We start from the raw sequence: 21,033 nt of genomic DNA on the forward strand, positions 1-21,033 counted from the left end.
CGAAATATCTTTCTTCAAAAAAACTAAAATTTAAAAAGTGATTAAAAACTTAAAGGGACATGTTGTGTCCTTAGCAGCCATTGCTTTGCTTATTCCGGCGTTTAATGCCAATGCCCAAACTGCCGTTCCGGCAAGTATTTACGAACAATCCAGCGAAATGGCGGGTACCATTATTCAATACGGGCAGGATATGAATGCCGTACATGATTTTTATTCGCCCTACAGCGTTAATGAGCATGCTGAATATCAGTATAAGATCAATGTGCTTAACTCGCCCGAACAGCGTAAGCGTTTGCTGGAGACTGATAATGATTACCTTAAAAAACTGGAGCAGGTTGATTTTAATGCGATGAGCATTTATGGTAAGGTGGATTATATCCTGCTCAAAAAACGTATCAACTATGATATCGATGACCTGAAAAAAGAGGGCGAACAATACGCACAGATCACCAAATACCTGAGCTGCGCCGATGGCATCTACAACCTTGAAAAACTCCGCCGCCGCGGAACATTTGTTGCTGGGCAGAAGGTAGCCGCCTCGCTCGATACCGTTCTGAAACAGATAAAAGCCGATACTGCTGCAATAAATAAAGTAGCCAATATTGATATGCCCCTGGCCCGGATGCTAAAAGAAGCTTTGCTGGGTTTAAAAGGGCGATTAAGAGATTTTTATGGTTTCTATAATACCTTCGATCCGGCCTTTACCTGGTGGGTGCCCGAACCTTATAAAGCGGTAAATAATGCCTTACAGGCCTATGCCGATCAGGCTTTAGCCAAAGGCAAGGTAAACACCACTCAAAAGCCGGATGCCAGCGGTATAAAAGGTGTGCCTATCGGCCGGGAGGATTTAATCCGCCAGTTGCGTACAGAAATGATCCCGTACACGCCCGAAGAACTCATCGCGTTAGCCAACAAAGAATTTGCCTGGTGCGATAAGGAAATGTTAAAGGCATCGCAGGAAATGGGTTTTGGCAACGACTGGAAAAAGGCACTTGAAAAAGTGAAGAACAGCTATGTGCCGGTGGGCCATCAGCCCGAATTAATTGTGAAATTATATAATGATGCCTTGAGCTTCATTAAACAACGCGACCTGATCACCATACCACCACTTGCCGAAGAAACCTGGGGCATGGTAATGATGTCGCCCGAGCGGCAGTTGGTTAACCCGTTTTTTACCGGCGGCAAGGAGATCAGCATTTCGTACCCAACCAACACCATGGCGGCTGGCGATAAGTTGATGAGCATGCGCGGTAATAACCCTTATTTTTCGAGAGGGACGGTTCAGCACGAGCTTATCCCGGGCCATAACCTGCAATATTTTATGAATAGCAGGTACAAAGCCTACCGCCAGGATTTTTCGACCCCATTTGCCACCGAGGGTTGGGCGCTATATTGGGAGTTATTATTGTACGATAAAGGTTTTGCTCAAACGCCCGAAGAGCGCGTAGGCATGCTGTTTTGGCGCATGCACCGTTGCGCAAGGATCATCTTTTCGCTTAATTACCACTTAGGCAAATGGACGCCGCAACAATGCATCGACTTTTTGATAGATAGGGTGGGGCATGAAAAGGCGAATGCCGAAGGCGAGGTTAGGCGCTCGTTTGAAGGTGGTTATAGCCCGCTTTACCAGGTGGCTTATCTTACCGGTGGCCTGCAAATTATGTCGTTAAAGCGCGAGTTGGTGGATAGCGGTAAAATGAGCTATAAGCAGTTTCATGATGCGGTAATGAAGGAGAACCTGATTCCGATAGAGATGATCAGAGCAACGTTAACCAACCAGTCCTTAACACGCGATTTTAGCACGAGCTGGAAATTTTATGATTTCGGGAAATAGCATGGTTTAGATTTTTAAGAACGCAAAGGTTTTTTGTGGATAGTTGGTGAGTTTTAGGCACGCAAAGACGCGAAGACGCAAAGATTTTTTGTGGATAGTTGGTGAGTTTTAAGCGCGCAAAGAGGCTAAGGCGCAAAGATTTTTTGTGGATGGTTGGTGAGTTTTAAGTGCGCAAAGAGGCTAAGGCGCAAAGGTTTTTTGTGGATAGTTGGTGAGTTTTAAGTGCGCAAAGAGGCTAAGGCGCAAAGGTCTTTTTTGTGGATAGTTGGTAAGTTTTAAGCACGCAAAGATGCTAAGGCGCAAAGGTTTTTTGTGGATAGTTGGTGAGTTTTAAGTGCGCAAAGAGGCTAAGGCGCAAAGGTTTTTTGTGGATAGTTGGTGAGTTTTAAGTGCGCAAAGAGGCTAAGGCGCAAAGGTTTTTTGTGGATAGTTGGTTAGTTTTAAGTGCGCAAAGAGGCTAAGGCGCAAAGGTTTTTTGTGGATAGTTGGTGAGTTTTAGGCACGCAAAGATGCTAAGACGCAAGGGTTTTGATAGCGATTGTTAAACCCTTCTTTGCGTCTTGCCGTCTTTGTGTGTAAATAAATCGTGGGGTGTTCATTTTTTGACAGATTACTCCTTTGTGTGCCAAAAACAGGATAAAATACTGCTAATTGTTGATAGGAAATTTTTATTCGGCTTAGTTGGCAGTTAGATATCTTTGCTAACACAAATTGTATATATTCATACCTTTTATAAAAAGATCCTCTGCCATGGCTAACAACTTTAAAGAACCAAGCGTTGACGAAATAAACCAGGTAATGCAGCAGGCGCAAACCGCGTTTGAGGCTTATCAGAAAACAAGTGTTGAAGAAAAAAGCGTTTTTTTAGAAACCATTGCTAATGAGATTGAGGCTTTGGGCGAAGATTTATTGCAAAAAGCATCCGAAGAAACCAACCTACCGCTACCCCGTCTTGCTGGCGAACGCGCCCGTACCACTGGGCAGTTGCGTATGTTTGCGGGTATGCTACGCGAGGGCAGTTGGGTTGAAGCCACTATCGATACCGCTTTACCTGATAGAACGCCTTTGCCAAAACCGGATCTGCGTAAAATGCTGGTGCCGCTTGGCCCGGTAGTTGTTTTTGGGGCAAGTAATTTTCCGTTTGCTTATTCAACAGCGGGCGGCGATACTGCAAGTGCTTTGGCCGGAGGCTGTTCGGTAGTGGTAAAAGCGCATCCGGCGCATGCCGAAACTTCGGAGATGGTTTACAGTGCTATCAAAAAGGCAATTGCCGCCTGCAATATGCCCGAACATATTTTTCAACATGTGCACGGCACCTCATTTGAAAGCGGCAGGGCTTTGGTTCAGGCCGATGATACCGCTGCTGTAGGCTTTACCGGTTCTACGGCCGGCGGTTTGGCGCTTTTGCAATATTCATCGCAACGCAAAAAACCGATTCCCGTATTTTCGGAAATGGGTAGTACAAACCCGGTTGTATTTTTGCCGGATACACTAAATAAAAATGCCGCCGAGCTGGCTGCATTATACACCGGATCAATAACACTGGGTATGGGGCAGTTTTGCACCAACCCGGGTTTAATGCTGGCTGTAGAAAGCGAGAGCGTACATAATTTTATTAATTTATTGGGTGACGGAATTGAAGGTGTTAAACCGGCTAAAATGCTGCACGCCGGCATCCACGCTGCCTACCAAAAAAAGAGTGCTGCCGCGCTTGAACAGGTTGGTGTAACCGAAATTAACCGGTCGGCAACAGAAGCATCGGATATTGAAGCCAGTCCGGTTGTTGCAACGGTTAGCGGCGAAGCCTTTTTACAAAATCCCTTGCTGCACGAAGAGGTTTTCGGCCCTTATTCATTAATGGTTATCTGCCACGATGAAGCCGAATTGATTAAAGTGCTAAAATCCGTATCGGGCCAGCTTACTACCACGGTAATGGGTACTGATAATGATTTTGCAAACCACGCCGCATTGTTACAATTGTTACCATCAATTGCCGGCAGGGTATTATTTAACGGCGTACCAACGGGCGTTGAGGTTTGCGCCAGCATGGTACATGGCGGTCCGTTTCCGGCCACTACTGATAGCCGCTTTACAGCCGTAGGTATTAACTCGGTAAAAAGATGGGTACGCCCGGTGTGTTTCCAAAATTGCCCGGATAATTTGTTGCCGCTGGCCTTGCAACAAGGCAACCCGCTGGGAATATGGCGTTTGTTTGATGGCGATTGGAAGAAATAGATTTTAAATAATAAAAAAAAGTCCCGCTTCGGTAATAGCCGTCGGGACTTTTTTATTGAATAAATCACTTCCTTTTCAGGGTAATTACAGCAATTTCAGGCCACATGCCTATCCGGCCTTTCAAACCCAAAAAGCCGAAGCCCCGGTTTACATACAGGTACAGCCCGCTTTTTTCATACAGCCCGGCCCATTGTTTATAAATGTATTTGATGGGGCTCCATTTAAAACCAAACAGCTCAAATCCAAATTGTGCGCCGTGGGTATGCCCGGATAGCGTAAGATGGATAGGATGGCGATGGCCTAAGGTAACCGCGTCCCAATGCGACGGATCGTGAGACATCAGGATTTTAAATCCTTCATCCGGAACTTCGGCTGTGGCTTTGTCCAGGTCGCCATATTTGTGGAATCCGCCCTTGCCCCAGTTTTCAACGCCGATGAGCGAGATGGCTTCGTTTTCCTTACGGATAGGGGTATGTTCGTTCAATAACAGTTTAAATCCAATTTCCCCGTGCACTTCCTTCAGGCGTTTAAGATTAGCCTGCTGATCATGCTTGCTTTCCCATTGTATGTAATCGCCGTAATCGTGGTTACCCAAAACCGAATATTTGCCATAAGGTGCTTTCAGTTTCGAAAAAGCGGGGATCCACGGGTCCATTTCACTGGCCTGGTTATTTACCAGGTCGCCGGTAAACAATATCACATCACTTTGCTGGGCGTTAACCAGGTCGAGGCCTTTTTGCACACCTTTGGCATCGCTAAAGCTGCCCGAGTGGATATCTGATAATTGGGTAATGGTAAACCCATCAAACTTTTCGGGCAGATTGTCAAAAAATAAAGTTTCGCGGCGTACTTTATAGTAATGCCGCCCGCGGGTAATGCCGAACAGCAATATGCCGAAAAAAGCAAAGGCTATCATCATCACAAATTCACTTACAGCATAGCTACGAGGCGGAAAACCGCGAAACAGCCGGGTAATATCTTCAAGCAACAATATTACCGAGCCAACAAGTTTCGGTACAAAGGATAACAGCATCAAAGCCATCAGCCACGAAATAAATCTGCGGCTCCGGGCAAAGGCGCTGATTACTATAGCGCCTGTTAGCAAGGCATCAAACAGCCAGTAAAACAAACCTATATTTTGATTTAGCCCAAGCGTTTGGATCGCTTTAAAAAAATAAATATCAATAATAAGCCATAACAAAATAATGGCGGGAATACGTGTTCTCATACGGAGGTACGACGAGCAGACTCACAAAATATTTTAAAAAGCTTTTTTCGTGATGATTGGATGACTGAAGCAATCGTGTAATCAGAAAATTGACGTTCTGAGCAAAGTAAATTGACGTTTTAAACAAAGCTGCTTTTTAACGGCCCGCCTAACTTTGGCTGTATAAAAAATGATAAAAATGAAACTGAAAGATAATTACAACGGAGCACTGCAGATGTCTTTAAATTCGGGCTTTGGTGCTGCATCAACCACAACAGATGTTATAAACGGAATTGATTTACAGGGTAAAATAATTATAGTTACCGGTGGCTATGCCGGTATAGGCCTCGAAGCAGTAAAAACTTTTGTAAACGCAGGAGCCAAAGTTACCGTGCCGGCCCGCGACGTTAAAAAAGCAGCCGCAAACCTGGATGGATTACCCAATGTAACCATTGCCCAAATGGACCTGATGGATCAGGAATCGGTTATCAGGTTTGCAGATGAATTTTTGGCGGTTAACAATATCCTCCATATTTTGGTTAACAATGCCGGTATTATGTGGGTACCTTTACAATACAACAACAAAGGATATGAATCGCAGCTGGCAACCAATCACCTTGGGCATTTTGTATTAACAGCTAAACTTTGGCCGGCTTTAAAAAAGGCTGATGGCGCGAGGGTAATCAACGTTTCATCGTACGGGCACCAAATCTCACCGTTTAATTTTGACGATCCTAATTTTTTAGTAGGGGCGTACGAAACATTGCAAGGCTACGGCCGGTCAAAATCGGCCAATAATTTGTTTTCGGTTGAGCTTGACCACCGGGCTAAAGATTTCGGGGTAAGGGCTTATTCATTACATCCCGGTTCGGTACTGGGTACCGATCTGGGTAGGGTAGCCCCGATGGTTTTGTTTCAGCAAATGGGTACGCACGATGAAAACGGCGAAATTTTCCCGGAAGTGGCAGCTAAACTTAAAAACCTTGAGCAAGGCGCAGCTACTACTGTTTGGTGCGCTACCAGCCCGCTGTTAAACAACGTAGGTGGAGTATATTGCGAAAACGTCGATGTAGCTGTGCTGGATAACGGAGATATCGAACATAACTTTGCTGATCCGGCAACCTTATATGGCGTAAAGCCCTACTCGGTGGATGCCGGGAATGCAACGAAACTCTGGAGTTTATCTGAAGAAATGACCGGAATCCTTTTCCCCGTAAATTAATACCCCGTTTTTAATAACAAGCCGGAGACATTTATCCGGCTTGTTATATTTTGTACTTTTACTACCGTACTTATGGAGTTTGAAACAAAATATATCACCGCTGATATTAAATTATCCGAGTTTAAGGGCAATACCTTTAAAACCGAGGTAATGTTTGAGCATCACATCCTGGTTTGGTTCATTTCGGGCGAAACCAAAATTATCCAGGCCGATGGTACGTATATTTTCAATGCCGGCGATATTTTCCTTATTCCCCGTAACCAGCTGGCCACGGTTATCAATTACCCAAAGGATGGCTTGCCGCACAAGGCTGTAGCCATGCATCTCACCAAACAGCGGTTAAAGGATTTTTATTCGCGGCATAAGCCCGCGGGCCGTTTACAGCCTCTGCAAAAGGTTTACAGTTTTCCAAAACGTCCCTTATTGCAAAGCTGCCTTGCCTCGCTTATTCCATATTTCGATCTGGGCAAAAACCTGCCGGCCGAAATAGCATCCATTAAAATTGAAGAAGCCATCAGCATATTAAGATCAATTGATAAGGATGTTGACGGTTTGCTGGCTAATTTTGATGAGCCGGGCAAAATTAACCTTACCGAATTTATGGAGCGGCACTTTATGTTTAATATGACGCTTGATAGGTTTGGCTACCTAACCGGGCGCAGCCTGGCCACTTTCAGGCGCGATTTTAAAAAGGCTTTTAACAGCACTCCGCAAAAATGGCTTACCGAAAAACGGCTCGAATTAGCCCACTATCAAATAGCCGAAAAAAAGCAGAAACCTGTAGAGGTATATATTGAAGCAGGCTTTGAAAATCTTTCTCATTTTTCGTACGCCTTTAAAAATCACTTCGGCTATTCGCCAAATACATTAATTGGCAGGCAGAGATAAGACCTTATAATAAGAAAAAAATATTTTTCGCCTACGATGCATGTATGAATGACGGTTTTACATCATCGGGTTGTAACCAAAGCCCGGCTTAACCGTATAATAACGCAATGGGTTTCTCTTTTATGATAAAGCGCGGCGCCCTGCGTATCGTGCTGCTTTATTTACTGGTTAGCTTATTGTGGATCACCTTTAGTGATCAGTTATTGTTTTATATAGCAGCCAATTTTTCCCAGTCGCAGTTTTTATGGTTAAGCACTGCAAAGGGTTACGCTTTTGTAGTGATTACTACACTATTTTTGTATTACCTTATCCACTCGGATAATAAAAAGCTTGAGCAGGGCGAATCGCAATACCGCAATATGTATGAGGCCAACCCCATACCCATGTGGATTTATAACGAGCAGTTGAAAATTATTTCGGTAAATGATGCTGCTGTTGCCAACTACGGTTACACGCGGGAAGAATTTATGGAGCTCAGTATCCTCGATATCCGCCCGCCCGAAGATGCCGAAAAGGTAATTGAGTCTGCAAAGAAAATGTCATACAACCAGCTTAATGTAAGCGGCAACTGGCGTCATATAAAAAAGAGCGGCGAACTGCTGCACGTTAACATTTCTTCGCACCGCATTATTTTTAATAATAAACCCGGTATTTTGGTGATGGCCCGCAACATGACGGAGGTTGTAACAATGCAACGAAAACTGGAGCAGGCCAACCATGAACTTGTTGAGGAAAAAAGAAAACTGAAAGAAACTCAATTGATATCGGGAGTTGCCGGATGGGAATTTTATCCTGATACACAAAAACTCATCTGGACCGACGAGGTTTACGAAATTACAGGCGTAGCCCGCAACGATGAGCGGCCCGCTTTTGATATTTATATCGAACATATTTTTCCTGAAGATCGCCGCTTAATGCTTGAGGGACTTCAGGCTTTAATAAGCCTTGGCGTACCGCTTGATGTAACCCACCGCATCAGGGCTTTGAGTGGCGAAACCCGTTTTATCCGCCAGCTTGCAACTATCGAATCGGGATCGATGCCGCTTAAGTTGATAGGTTCGATGCAGGATATAACTAAGCTGAAACAGTTGGAAAGTGAGCGGGATGATTTCAGAAACCGGTTAGAAACCACGCTTAACTCTATAAACGATGCCTATTTTGCCCTGGATAAGGATATGGTTATTATAGGTTATAACCAGGCATTTAAGGATCTGATAGGAAGCAGCATTCCGCAAATGATGGGCGAAAATATTTTTACCATCATCCCCAAACACCGCAATCGTTTATACCCTTCGTACCAAAAGGCCCTGGAAGACCGTGTAATTGTTAAAACTGTAGATTACTCGCTGGTGCTTGATAAATGGATTAGTTTATCGGCTTATCCTACCGAGGAAGGTGTGGCTGTTTATTTTTCGGACGTAACTGAAGACAAGATAAAGGATGCAAGGCTGAAAGAAGCACTGGAAAGATACGACCTGGTGGCCCAGGCCACACGCGACGTAATTTACGATCTGGATATTGTGAACGACCAGATCATTTATAACACCAGCCTTTCAAAACTGGTTGATATTCCTTACGAGGATATTCAATATAACCTGGGCTGGTGGCGCAGCCTGATTTGTGCTGATGATTTACCCCAGGTAATAAGCAGCCAACACAAAATAAGCAGTGAAGGAAAAACCAACTGGAGTTGCGAATACCGCATAAAAAGCGGTCATAACCAGTTTAAGTACGTGATGGATCAGGGGTATTTTATCTATAACGAGCAAATGAAGCCCGTAAGGCTTATTGGTGTTATAAAGGACATTGATGAGCTAAAGCGATCGATACAGGAAAATAAACGCCAGAACGAATTGTTGAAACAGGTAGCCTGGACGGGCTCGCACCAGATCAGGAAACCTGTAGCTACGATGCTTGGCCTGATGAACCTTGCCGATATAGCCGAAGACAAGGCGGAGATTATAGAACTTTTGCCAATGCTGCAATCGTGTGTACAGGAGATGGACGACATTCTTCTCGAAATTAATGATAAGATAGATGCCGTTGTTGATTTTGAAGCGAAGCGATACTAAAATCTGATTTTTGATAATCGAAAATAAAAAACTACCTTTCGATATTGATGGTTATTTAACCTGGTAACCACTACAAATGATTGTAACGGGGGATATATTAACCCGAACAGAGCAATTAAAATCTTTATTGTTAAATATGAAAAACTTACCGATGTTTTGCCGCTTCCAGGCAGTGTTGTTGTTGCTTGTTTTCAGTAGTATTAAAATTTCATTTGCCCAGCAAAAAAAGGATCCGGATGTGATTGGTCGCTGGGACCTTACCTTAAGTAAAGATGGTAAAAACCTGCCCTCGTGGTTGGAAGTGCAAAAATCGGGCACACATACCTTAATTGGCCGCTATGTATATGCCTTTGGCAGCGCCCGCCCAATTTCGGAAGTTAAGGTTAATAATGATAAATATAGTTTCTCTATCCCCCCGCAATGGGAACCGGGCGACCGTAATATGGATTTTGAGTTTGAAGTTAGCGGCGATAAAATTAAAGGCACCATGGTTTATACCGATGGCAAAAGCTACGAATTTACCGGCGTTAGGGCACCTGTGCTTATCAGGACTAAAAAACCGGTTTGGGGTACGCCCGTTAAGTTGTTTAACGGTAAAAACACAGCCGGCTGGCATACCGATGGCAAAAACCAATGGATAGCCGAAAATGGTATTTTAAGAAGCCCGCATTCGGGAGCTAACCTGATTACCGATAAAATTTTTAGCGATTTTAAACTGCATATCGAGTTTCGTTATCCGCAGGGCAGCAACAGCGGTGTTTACCTGCGCGGCCGTTATGAGTTGCAGGTTATTGATACCAAAAGCGGCGACCCTGAGCCTTATAATAACCAGTTTAGCTCGATATATGGCTTTGTGGCACCAAACAAAATGATGGCCAAAAATCCTGGCGAGTGGCAATCGTATGATGTTACACTGATTGGCAGAATTGTAACCGTTGTTGCCAACGGAAAAACTGTTATTTGCGATCAGATAATTCCCGGTATAACCGGCGGGGCTATTAACAGCGAGGAGGGCGCACCTGGCCCGCTGCTAATCCAGGGCGATCATGGGCCGATTGATTACCGTAATATTGTGATAACACCGGCGAAATAGTGATTTAGCGGTTTTTTGGAGTTTATATCGCCAAAAAATAAAAAGAAAAGATCGTCATTCCCGAAATAGAGCGACGATCTTTTTATTTGTTGATCTGCTATAGCCTGATCACGGAAAGATTTAAAACTGAAAATGCCTTATGCAAATTCGGCAACAAAGCGGTTTAATTCTCTTTTTAAGTTATTTACCAATTGCTGTTCCATGATACATTCTGTATTTAATGCCTCGAAAGTTTCCAAAGTGTTTTCAATACTATCGTCGCCTGTTATTTTATCCGTTAAAGCATTGTCGTTTTCGCGAATCCTGTCTCTTAACCTCTCTATATAGTTTTTGCGAATACTTAACCGGTTTTTAAAATAACCCACCTTTTTTAAAATATCAGTCTCCCTATTGTAGTCGGCTATTTCTTCCAGTTGTTCCTGTAAAATAAACAGTTCGAAATGATAAAAATCCAGTCTTCGCAGCCATTCCTGGTGAAGAGGAGTGGTTTGTTTTATACCGATTTGTTCCATGCGATAAGTGTAATGATTACGCTATTTTAAAAAAATGACTGTCGTCACCTTTTTTGCTGATTGATATCATAAAGTGTGTTTTAAATTTAAACGTAACCGGCGTTTAATAAAAAAAGGGCAAAAAGTAACAACACTTTTTGCCCTTTCTTCAAAAAATAAGCTTTCTATATATTAAAAGAACCTGTTTTAACCTCACCCGCCCGTTTGTAACTGGCAAAAATCACGCCCGAAGAGGTAACGTTGCTCTCTGTTAATTCGAAAGCAGCAGGTGCTATACCATCGTCATAAAGCTTTTTACCTTTGCCCAGTAGCACAGGGTAAATTTTGAGCCACAGTTCATCTGCCAGATCATGCTTTAATAACAGTTTTACCAGTTCGCCGCTACCCCAAACTTTAAGATCAGGGCCGTCGGAATTTTTGAGCTTTTCGATATCTTCCACATTGGTAAGGAAAACGGTATTGTTCCAATCAGATTTATCCACGGTGTTGGATAACACATACTTGGTTACATCGTTAATACCAGGCCAGTATTGGGTATGTTTAGGCCAGTAATCTTCAAAAATTTTGAATGTGTTCCTGCCCAGCAACAGATCGGCCGGGGCCATCTGTTGCTGCATTAGCCTGCCCGAAGCTTCATCAGAAAAAGGCACCGACCAACCGCCGTAAATGAAACCGCCTGATTGATCTTCTTCCGGGCCGCCCGGTGCCTGCATTATGCCATCTAATGTAATGAATGTAACTACGATTATTTTTCTCATTTTGATTTTACCTCCTGGTATAGTTTTTAGTTTTTGTTATGATTCAAATTTGAGTAATAAGATAATAACAGCGGAGGTGTGTATGCGACTAATGGCGGGGGAGAATGTGACTGGTTGGTAACACGAACATGGATTTAAATTAGTTGCCACTATCGTTTAATTTTAATTCGCTTTTAAGGGCAATTGAAATAATTGTATCAACGGCCCCGGCGTTTACCTGGTCTTTTTCGTGATATCGCAGCGATTGTCTTTCTAATTTTTTGAGGATCGGGGCTTTTTGCGGAATGCCGGCGTATTCGAACGATTCCCTTATCAGTGTCGGTTTTTTCGTCAGCCTTTTTTGGGGCCTTTGAATGGCTTTGCATTTCCACAATGAATGTCTTTGACCATTCAGGTGCTTGCTTATCGATAAAAAGGTGACCGTTTTCTTTGAATATAGCAATGGGGCGAGGAGCGTTAATCAGTTGGCTGGTTGATGAACCGTCCATAATCATGATATTATCAAAACGATTCGCAAACTTAATTGCGTTTTTATACGATTCCTCAAAGTTAATTTTGATACTTTCTATATCAACGTTGTGTCCCTTGTTCCGTACGCGTAACCTGACCCTGTCTATAGAATCTGCAATAGTAGGAAGCAGGAAAAAGATAAGATTGATTGCATAACCGTTTGATTTGAAACGTTCAGCACGTTTAATCACATAATCATTACGCAAATTAGTCTCTATGGTAAAATTCAGGTAGCCGGCAAGTGCTTTTTTTTCTTGTTTTTCGTAAACCCTTGTAAGTTCAGCTTCTACAGCATCGTCGTTGATATCCGGATACCTTGCAGAAATCTTTTTAGTTTCGAGGTCGGGATCGAAAATCAAAGCGTCGGGAAATGAAAGGAAGCGGGAGAACGAACTTTTTCCGGCACCATTGGGGCCTGCAATTATATTTAATTCAGGCATAATTTATTGATAGCTCCTGATCAGGATTTCAGATCCTGTAACTTCGTCTATCTCAATAAGTTCAATTCGTCCGTCTGAGTAACGATGTAAAAACTGCCTTTCCCTGGTATCCAAACGATGCGAAGTATAAAGGTTGTTTTGCAACGCCTGCTGTGTTAGCTCTATCGCTGCCGGTTTAAGTTTCTCTGTGATTTCTGCCGGGGAAAGGTCGAATATTGAACGAAGCGGCTGCTGGCTGAGTAACTGGTGTAGTTCGGTATTGGCTTTAACACTGCCAATCACGTGCTCCCATTCATCTAACGGAATGAATATGCCTTCCTGCTGATCTTTCCGAATAATCTTCATGTTAAACTAAATTACTGTAAATTTAACAAAAAAGAAGCGAATTAGTTATTTACCCACAACACTTGTTGCCGTGGGATTAGTGTAGCCCGATCCGCTGGGCCGGGATGACAAGGCAGGAAGATCTGTGTAATTTTTAGTCTAATATCTACTGCCGCGGGGTTGAGCATAGCTCAACCCCGCGGCAGTAGATATTTAATTCTTTAAAATCTTATAAACAGCTCCATTCTCATTCTCCGGCCCGGTATCTGAATTAGTCAATACATAAACCTCTCCGGTGGGGTCCTCGCCAAAGCCGATGATCTTCAAATTAGTCGGGATGTTTTGAAACGTGATTTTGCCGCGCTGCCATTGGTTGCCGTTTTTTTGCAGGTAAAACATTTTGCCAACCCAATCGGCAAATATGTATTTGCTTTTTAAAACGGGCACTTGTTTGCCGTTGTAAACGTAACCGCCTATTACCGAAACGCCTTCGGTATGACTGTATTCGGCAATGGGCATGGTTATCCCTTTAATATCGCAGCCGTTGTCGGGGTTATAGCAATGGGTGCCTTCGGTTAAGCGCCAGCCATAGTTGCCACCTTTGGTTACAATGTCAACCTCTTCCCAAAGGTCCTGGCCAACATCGCCTGCAAATAATTGCCCCGATGCTTTATCGAACGAAAAGCGGTATGGATTGCGGAAGCCATACGCCCAGATCTCGGGTGCTGCATCTTTTTTACCTGCAAAAGGGTTGCTTTTAGGGATGCTGTAAGGAGCGGTGCCGTTAACATCAACGCGTAAAATTTTACCAAGCAGGTTGCCGAGATTTTGACCGTTACCAATCTCGCCATGTTTATCGCCTTGTCCGCCGCCATCGCCAAATGAAATATATAAATAACCATCACGGCCAAACTGGATACAGCCGCCATCGTGGTTCCCATCCGGCTTATCCTGTGCGAGGATCACACGGCCGCTGTTTGGATCGATAGCATCTGAACCGGATGATAACTTATATTCGGCAATCACATCTTTATGGTTAAACTTGCCGGTTGTGTTGGCGCTGTAAAAAACATAGAACTTTTTGTTCGATTTAAATTGTGGGTGCAGGCAAATGCCCAGCAAACCACGCTCTTCATAGCCTTTGTTCACCTTCAGCATTTTGCTCCGCAGATCAAGCAGGGGCTCATCAAGCAGTTTACCGTTTTTAACAACCCTGATCTTGCCGGGTTGCTCGGTTACCCAGATCTCGCCATTCCCCGGAAAAGCCAAAGCTGTTGGCGATTGCAAATTTGAACTAATCGGTTGAACTTTCAGGGTGATCAAAGGTGGTTCAGCCGCGTTGGGCGATTGTGGCCTATGAAGAACATACGATGAGCAAACAAGCGCTACAGCGCCCATTACCATCGCAACCCAAAAAGCGCCACGTTTTTTATGGTTAAATAATAATTGTTTCATAAAGGTTTTTTGTTGGTTGGTTTAATGTGTTATTGATTAATGCCCGAAATCAAACCAAAGGGTTCCGTTTACCGGCTCACCATCAGCATGGTTGGTTTGGCTTTGCGGCCCCATTACTTTTGCCGCCTGAAATTTGGTGCCGATTGGGCTGATGGCATTTAAAAAACCTATACTGCCTTCGGGGAAGGCCGGTTCAACATTGTTATTATCCAGCGCAGCTTGTTCCCGGCCCGGGCGCAGCATTTGCAGGTAAACATTTTTATCAGTATTGTAAACCGTGAAAGCGGACTCTTTATTTTCGATCACCGCCCAGTTCACTTCAGCGTGGTAGCCTTTAAATTCGGGATAGCCCCAGGTTTGGCCGGTAATGGTGTTGTTGTAAGCTTTGTGCCAAACACCAAACTGTTGCCCTTTCAGCCTGTTTTTCCAAACCCGGTAAGGGCCGCGGCCAAGCCATTTCATGCCGGTGATTTTTTCTTCGGGATAGTTGAAAGTGATGCCCATAAAATCGGCATCGCCTTTTTGGCTGTATTGATATTCCAATTTGGCAGGTCGACCGGAGTTGAAAGTCCATTTTACATGCAGGGTTGCCGCGCCATCATAGTCTGCTTCAACAATATGCCCGCCCTTGATGGCTTTATCGGTAAACTGTTTTAATGAAGTGTTTACACCAGCCAAAACAGGGCCGCCGGATAGCGAAACAGGACCTGAGGGCTTAACCACTTTTTGAATATAGCCTGTTTCTTTATCAAAATAATAGCTAATACCATCGCACGCTACCACAAGTTGCTGAACGTTATCGGTAATTTTAACCGCCGATTTGACAGGAATAGTTTTGATTTTGTTGATTTCAGCAGGCGTTTTTATCGCCCAGCTCCAGGTAAACAATTCCTTTTTATCGGGGCCATAGGCCGTTAAATAAAGGGCATCGTTACCGGCCCATGATGCAGGAATGGGCAGGTTCAGCACGCCTTTTGCGCCCGGCTTTAAATTAAACTTTCCAAGCGGAGCAGCCGCGCTAACAACCGGCTTTGTTGTATTGGCATTGGCTGGCGGAAGCTTAACCAACTGCCACTTGAAACTACATTGGTTAAGGTTGGTAAAGCTATACCTGTTTTCTACAGGAATCTTCCCGTTAAAAGTTTTATCAATAGGTTGCGGCTCAATATACACCGGCGACCAGATCTCTTTTATGGTATAAAAACTCCCTTCCTTTTCGCGATGCGGGCCAACAATACCGTCGGGGGCGTGGTTCCCATCCGAATCGTAGATATTATTTTTATCCGTGCGGATCACGGCTTCATCTAAAAAAGCCCAGATAAAGCCGCCCGCGCCGTGCGGGTGTTTCACCATCTGCGCCCAAAAATCATCCAGGGCCGCACCCGCGCCACCATCATATAAGCCGTGCATAAACTCGGTAGGGAAAAACACTTCTTTCCCGTTGGCCGCCGCATTAACCATGTAGTTATAATCGGGATAGTGTTTGGTATCGGTGCCGTTAAATTTTTCCCAGGGGTGAATCACCGTACGTTTTTGAGGGTCGTATATACCGTAATCGTTATCAAGCTCACGGTTAAAGCCGCCTTCGTTGCCATTATCCCAAAACAGGATGGAGGGGTGGTTAACATCGCGCAGCACCAGTTCCTTAACCAGTTTTTTGCCGGTTGGCGTATCATAATTGGCCTGCCAGCCGGTAAGCTCATCCAAAACATAAATACCCAACGAATCGCATACATCCAAAAAATCAGCATCAGGCGGATAGTGTGACATCCGCACCGCATTCATGTTCATCTCTTTCATCAGCTTAACATCCATCACCTGGATGGCGTGGCTTAGCGTCCTGCCGGTTTCCGGCCAAAAGCTGTGCCTGTCGCTGCCTTTCATCACTATCCTGGCACCATTCACATATAAGCCATCGTTAGTCCGTAACTCAACCGTACGAAAACCAAATTTTTGCCTCACTTTGTGAATAATACCCTGTTTGTTTTTAATAGAGATGGCAACCTGGTACAGGTTAGGGAATTCTGCACTCCACAATAAGGGTTTATTGATTTTTGTTTTTAGTTCGGGATGATCGGCGCCGGTGTTAACTTTTATTGTAAAAGGCAGGCCGACTTTTTCGCCGTTGAGTTTTTGCACCTGCGCCTCGATGGTTTCATCACCCTTTAAATTTTGAGCATAAACATCTGCCTGGAAAGTACCATCGGCTTTGGCATTGATAGCCATCCGCTCGATGTAAGTATCAGGAACAACTTCAAGGTAAACCGGGCGGTAAATCCCTCCAAATACCCAAAAATCGCTATTCCTTCGCTCGGCATCATTTACCGAGGCATTTGCTGATGTTTTATCAACGGTAACTTCCAGCAGGTTTTTGGCGTTGGGCTTTATTAAATCGGTTATATCATACTTAAACCTGTAAAAACTACCCTGGTGTATAGGGCCAGCCTGCTTGCCGTTTACCATCACTTTGGTATCGGTCATGGAGCCTTCAAAAACTATCAGTACCCTTTTGTTTTGCCAGTTACCGGCGGTAAACTCGTGCCTGTACCGGCCCTGCTCGTTGCTTTTTACTTTATCGTGCCCGTAGTTGTAGCTGCCAAAGCCCTGCAATTCCCAGTTTGACGGAACGGGTATTTTTGTCCACCGGTCGCTTTTTCTTCCATCGGTACAAAAAAAGTCCCATTGTACGGTATGGTCTTTATCTGTACCCGATAGGTATTTGATAATAGTTTCCTGCCCAAATGACTTGAAGCAGGTAGCCATGAACAATAATTGCAGAAATACTTTTTTCATTACTGGTGGTTTTTATGAGGTGAAAGGATAAAGGCAAAAGGTGAAAGGTTTTCTTGCCTTTATCCTTTTGCCGTTCTGCCTTATTTTTAACAAGATTAGTTAACCTCTAACTGCAAAAAAAGAAGATGCCTGATTAAAACTATGCAATCGTTTCCGGAAGGTTTTTTTAAGCCTGAAGTTGATAGTCTTAAGTTCTAATATTCAAGACTGCGGGCTTAGAAAACTTAAGACTATCGACTTAATACGCTCTACTTTTTACCCAACAACTGGATCTGATAGCTAAATGAAGCAGGCTTAGCGTGTACCCTATATTGTTCCAACGGCCGTGGTCCGCACCCATTTGAACCTACACCTAAAGTTTTATGGCTGATGCAAAGCACTGTCCATTTGCTTTTTGGCATATCTATCTTGTACTCAACATCCGTCATTTCCTCATCGCAATAAGGTTGGGCACTTACCTGGAATAACTCATTAGTTTGCTTAACGGCAATGCCCAATCCTTTGTCTGTAAATACTTTGGCCCAGCGCACATCTTCATGATTGCCGTTGTCCATAGGTTTTTCGTAAGGAGTTACCTGTTGAGCCACGGTGCTGTTGTAGTGCCCTACATCAAAACCGCTTTTCCTGTCGGCGTAATTTTCCATCGGGCCGCGGCCAAAGTATTCAAACCGGTTCAGGTCCTTTTTCAGGAACAGGCGAACACCTAAACGGGCAAGCACTATTTTTTCATCACCGTTAAAGCTTACATTGTTATCAACTTTAATGTTTCCATTACCATTGATGGTATAAACAGCCTGATGATGCACTGCAAAATCATGCTTGCCGGTACCGGTAAGGCTTACTTTAATCTCCACTTCGCCGTTTGCAAGCTGGGTTGCTTTTACATCGTCGGTTTTCCATGCTAATTCTTTCAGGCCGTATTTTACCCAGTAATCGTTGTAAGCCCACTCATCATCAATACGGTGAGGTGCGCGCCACAAATGCAACATAGGCCCTCCGCTGCCTTCCAAAACGTTTTCGCCGTCTTTTTCCATTTTGGTGAATGTGCCTTTGGTTTTATCAAACTCAAGGGCAAAACCTGTGCCTTTTACTTTAATTTCATCTTTGCCATCGGCTAAAGTCAATTTGCCTGTTGCCGGTTGTTGTTGTGCGGCCGGAACGGTAATAGGTAGCTCTAATTGCTGTGCGGCAACTTCAAATCCTTTTTTAGCCCACATATTATCAGCAGCCTGATTAAACGAAACTCTCAAAAAGTACTCAGCACCGGGTTTAGGTGTAATGTTAAACGGCACTTTTACGTCCTGTTCGGCACCTGGTTTAATTTTATTTAAAGCAAGGTTACCTGACGATAGGACGTCGCCGTTTTCGCTTACTTCCCATTTAGCCGTAAAGCTGTTAAGGGTGATAAACTGGTAGCGGTTTTTAATAGTGACAACGCCATTTTTTAAATCTTTAGCGCGGATACTGATCCATTGGTAAGCACGCTTCAGCTCGGGGTAATGAGGCTTTGGTGATCTGTCTGAAAACACAACGCCTTTATGAATAAAGTAATGATCGTTAGGGAATTCGCCGAAACCACCACCGTATGCAGTTATCGGGTGTTTGGGATTGCGGTTGTTGTAAACACCCTGATCCTGCCACTCCCATATAGCGCCGCCCAATAATTGCGGGTACTTATCAAACAAATCATTATAAATATCTACCGAACCCATCGAATTGAACATGGCATGCGCATACTCACACAGGTAAAAAGGCTTAGTTAATGTATTATCGTTGGCATGTTTTTCAAGATTTTCTACATCGGTATACATCTCGCTGTCCATATCGGCAGGGTTGTTTTTGCCAATGCCGAAACCCTGGTAGTGTGTAGGGCGGCTGGTATCGATATCTTTAATGGCCTTCAAAATAGCCCTGAAGTTTGAACCGCCGCTGCCGCATTCGTTACCCAAACTCCAGATCACCACAGAGGGGTGGTTTTTAAAATTCTCAACGTTGGCAACGTTTCTGTCAATCAAAGCTGCTTTAATCCGCGGTTCTTCGTTAAACTCGTCCCAGGCGCCGTGATTTTCTAAGTTGGCTTCGGCTACTAAATAGATGCCGTATTGATCGCACAGTTCGTACCAACGCGGATCATCCGAATAGTGGCAGGTACGCACGTGGTTACAGTTGGCTTGTTTGATCAACACAATATCCCTGATCATCTGCTCTTCGGTAACCGCGTGGCCATCATTCGGCCAGTTTTCATGACGGTTTACACCTTTTAGTTTGATAGGTACGCCATTAACCAAAAACAAGCGACCTTTAATCTCGATACTCCTGAAACCAGTGCGCGACGAAAGTGTTTCAACCGTATTCGCACCATCATTAATTTTAACAACGGTGGTATAAAGTTTAGGCGTTTCGGCCGTCCATTTTTGCGGGTTGTTTACATGGAAACTGGTTTCAACGGTAACCTCTTCGCCGGGCTTAAGTGCCGGAATAGCTTTTTTTGCTGTGGCTCCCGGAACGGCTACGCTGCCGTTGTATAAGGCAATATCCAACACGCGGGCTTTAACAGCCGCAGCGCCATAATTTTTTATTTTGGTTGATACCAGTACATCGGCATTTTTGTATTCCTGATCGAGGTTGGTTTTAACAAAATAATCCCGGATGTGTTCCTGCGGGCTGCTCCATAGTGTTACATTCCTGAAAATGCCGCTTAAGCGCCACATGTCCTGGTCTTCCAGGTAACTGCCGGTGGTAAAGCGGTAAACTTCTACCGCTAAGGTGTTTTTGCCTGGTTTGATATATTTGGTCAGATCAAATTCGGCGGCATTGCGGCTGTTTACGCTGTAGCCTACCTTTTTGCCGTTTACCCAGATAAAGAAACCGGCATCAACACCATCAAAAGTGATAAAAATACGTCGGCCGTTCCATTCAGCAGGTACAGTAAAATCGCGGCGATAGCTGCCTACCGGGTTCCGTTCGGTGTAGGCGGTATATTTTTGGGGCGGGGTGCTCATTACCCTCGGAAAATCTTTTTGAAAGATATAGGTAAAATTGCTGTAGTAAGGGGTACCATAGCCTTCAATTTGCCAGTTTGATGGTACTTTGATGTCTTTCCACTTAGATACATCATAACCCGGCTTATAAAAATTAACCGGACGCTTTTGCGGCCAATCAACCCAGTTAAATTTCCACATACCATTCAGGCTGCGGCTAAATGATGAGGCGTGGCGGTTGGCGGCGAGCGCTTCTTTTAACGAAGCATAAGGCATCAGCGTAGCGTGGCTGGCTTCTTTATTGATGCCGATGTTTTCGGGGTCTTCAATTTCTTTAGGCACAGAAGCGGTGTCCGTTGCGGTTAGCCTGCTCCCGGCAGGTGCCTGGAAACCGAAGCTTGCCTTATAACAGGTAACAAGGTTAAGGCTTAACAGAACAATGGTTTTTTTTGAGAAAAAGGTTTTACTCATAGATGTTTATAGTTTGGTTTTTGGGGCGATGGATAATTGTGTAATTGCAATACAAATAAATGTAAATTTTACAGCTGTACATTGTCATACTGTACATATTTATTGGCAAAATGTACCGGAAATGTGTATTTGCACTTTACCGGCGCATTTTAGTGCGTATGACTTACATCTTGATATAAAACAAAAAATGCGGCTTGTAGTTACCTGGCAAGCCGCATTCAGTACAATGTAAAATACT

Annotated in this window: 14 protein-coding genes; 6 read left to right on the forward strand and 8 right to left on the reverse strand. The window is 44.1% G+C overall.

Annotation, left to right across the window (positions count from 1 at the left end):
* Window positions 1–37 precede the first annotated feature (37 nt).
* Window positions 38–1,834, forward strand: coding sequence for a DUF885 family protein (locus HYN43_RS06315; protein ID WP_245447172.1), 1,797 nt, complete (start codon window positions 38–40; stop codon window positions 1,832–1,834).
* Window positions 1,835–2,584: 750 nt separating this feature from the next.
* Window positions 2,585–4,069, forward strand: a complete 1,485-nt coding sequence (locus tag HYN43_RS06320; RefSeq protein WP_119408642.1) for an aldehyde dehydrogenase (NADP(+)) — start codon at window positions 2,585–2,587, stop codon at window positions 4,067–4,069.
* Window positions 4,070–4,133: 64 nt separating this feature from the next.
* Here HYN43_RS06320 and HYN43_RS06325 read toward each other — a convergent pair whose 3' ends face one another.
* On the reverse strand, window positions 4,134–5,297 hold the full coding sequence (locus tag HYN43_RS06325) for a metallophosphoesterase (RefSeq protein ID WP_119408643.1): 1,164 nt from the start codon (window positions 5,295–5,297) through the stop codon (window positions 4,134–4,136).
* 178 nt (window positions 5,298–5,475) lie between these two features.
* On the opposite strand from HYN43_RS06325, the gene HYN43_RS06330 reads away from it, so the two are divergent.
* From HYN43_RS06330 to HYN43_RS06345, 4 genes are all read left to right on the forward strand, one after another.
* On the forward strand, window positions 5,476–6,498 hold the full coding sequence (locus HYN43_RS06330; RefSeq protein ID WP_119409283.1) for an SDR family NAD(P)-dependent oxidoreductase: 1,023 nt from the start codon (window positions 5,476–5,478) through the stop codon (window positions 6,496–6,498).
* Between the two features lie 72 nt (window positions 6,499–6,570).
* Window positions 6,571–7,386 (forward strand): AraC family transcriptional regulator, encoded by an 816-nt coding sequence (locus tag HYN43_RS06335; RefSeq protein ID WP_119408644.1) that lies wholly within the window; start codon window positions 6,571–6,573, stop codon window positions 7,384–7,386.
* A 107-nt stretch (window positions 7,387–7,493) separates the two neighbouring features.
* Window positions 7,494–9,458, forward strand: a complete 1,965-nt coding sequence (locus HYN43_RS06340) for a PAS domain-containing protein (protein WP_119408645.1) — start codon at window positions 7,494–7,496, stop codon at window positions 9,456–9,458.
* A gap of 136 nt (window positions 9,459–9,594) precedes the next feature.
* Window positions 9,595–10,551 (forward strand): 3-keto-disaccharide hydrolase, encoded by a 957-nt coding sequence (locus HYN43_RS06345; RefSeq protein WP_119409284.1) that lies wholly within the window; start codon window positions 9,595–9,597, stop codon window positions 10,549–10,551.
* 137 nt (window positions 10,552–10,688) lie between these two features.
* Here the strand turns inward: HYN43_RS06345 and HYN43_RS06350 are convergent, their stop codons facing one another.
* The 7 genes from HYN43_RS06350 to HYN43_RS06380 form a co-directional block, all read right to left on the reverse strand.
* Complete coding sequence (locus tag HYN43_RS06350; protein ID WP_119408646.1) at window positions 10,689–11,063, reverse strand: hypothetical protein; 375 nt, start codon at window positions 11,061–11,063, stop codon at window positions 10,689–10,691.
* 164 nt (window positions 11,064–11,227) lie between these two features.
* Window positions 11,228–11,821: a dihydrofolate reductase family protein gene (locus HYN43_RS06355; RefSeq protein ID WP_119408647.1), complete on the reverse strand. Its 594-nt coding sequence runs from the start codon at window positions 11,819–11,821 to the stop codon at window positions 11,228–11,230.
* 197 nt (window positions 11,822–12,018) lie between these two features.
* The gene (locus tag HYN43_RS06360; protein WP_119408648.1) at window positions 12,019–12,771 is read right to left on the reverse strand and encodes a zeta toxin family protein; all 753 of its coding nucleotides are present in this window, start codon (window positions 12,769–12,771) and stop codon (window positions 12,019–12,021) included.
* A gap of 3 nt (window positions 12,772–12,774) precedes the next feature.
* Window positions 12,775–13,116, reverse strand: a complete 342-nt coding sequence (locus tag HYN43_RS06365) for a hypothetical protein (protein ID WP_119408649.1) — start codon at window positions 13,114–13,116, stop codon at window positions 12,775–12,777.
* 192 nt (window positions 13,117–13,308) lie between these two features.
* A complete protein-coding gene (locus HYN43_RS06370; RefSeq protein WP_245447174.1) occupies window positions 13,309–14,550 on the reverse strand; it encodes a PQQ-dependent sugar dehydrogenase in 1,242 nt (413 codons plus the stop codon).
* Window positions 14,551–14,586: 36 nt separating this feature from the next.
* Entirely contained in the window at window positions 14,587–17,343 is a 2,757-nt protein-coding gene (locus tag HYN43_RS06375; RefSeq protein ID WP_119408650.1) for a glycoside hydrolase family 2 protein, read from the reverse strand.
* Window positions 17,344–17,591: 248 nt separating this feature from the next.
* A complete protein-coding gene (locus HYN43_RS06380; RefSeq protein WP_119408651.1) occupies window positions 17,592–20,795 on the reverse strand; it encodes a glycoside hydrolase family 2 TIM barrel-domain containing protein in 3,204 nt (1,067 codons plus the stop codon).
* Window positions 20,796–21,033 lie beyond the last annotated feature (238 nt).

The organism is Mucilaginibacter celer (assembly GCF_003576455.2).
GTDB classification, from domain to species: Bacteria; Bacteroidota; Bacteroidia; order Sphingobacteriales; family Sphingobacteriaceae; genus Mucilaginibacter; species Mucilaginibacter celer.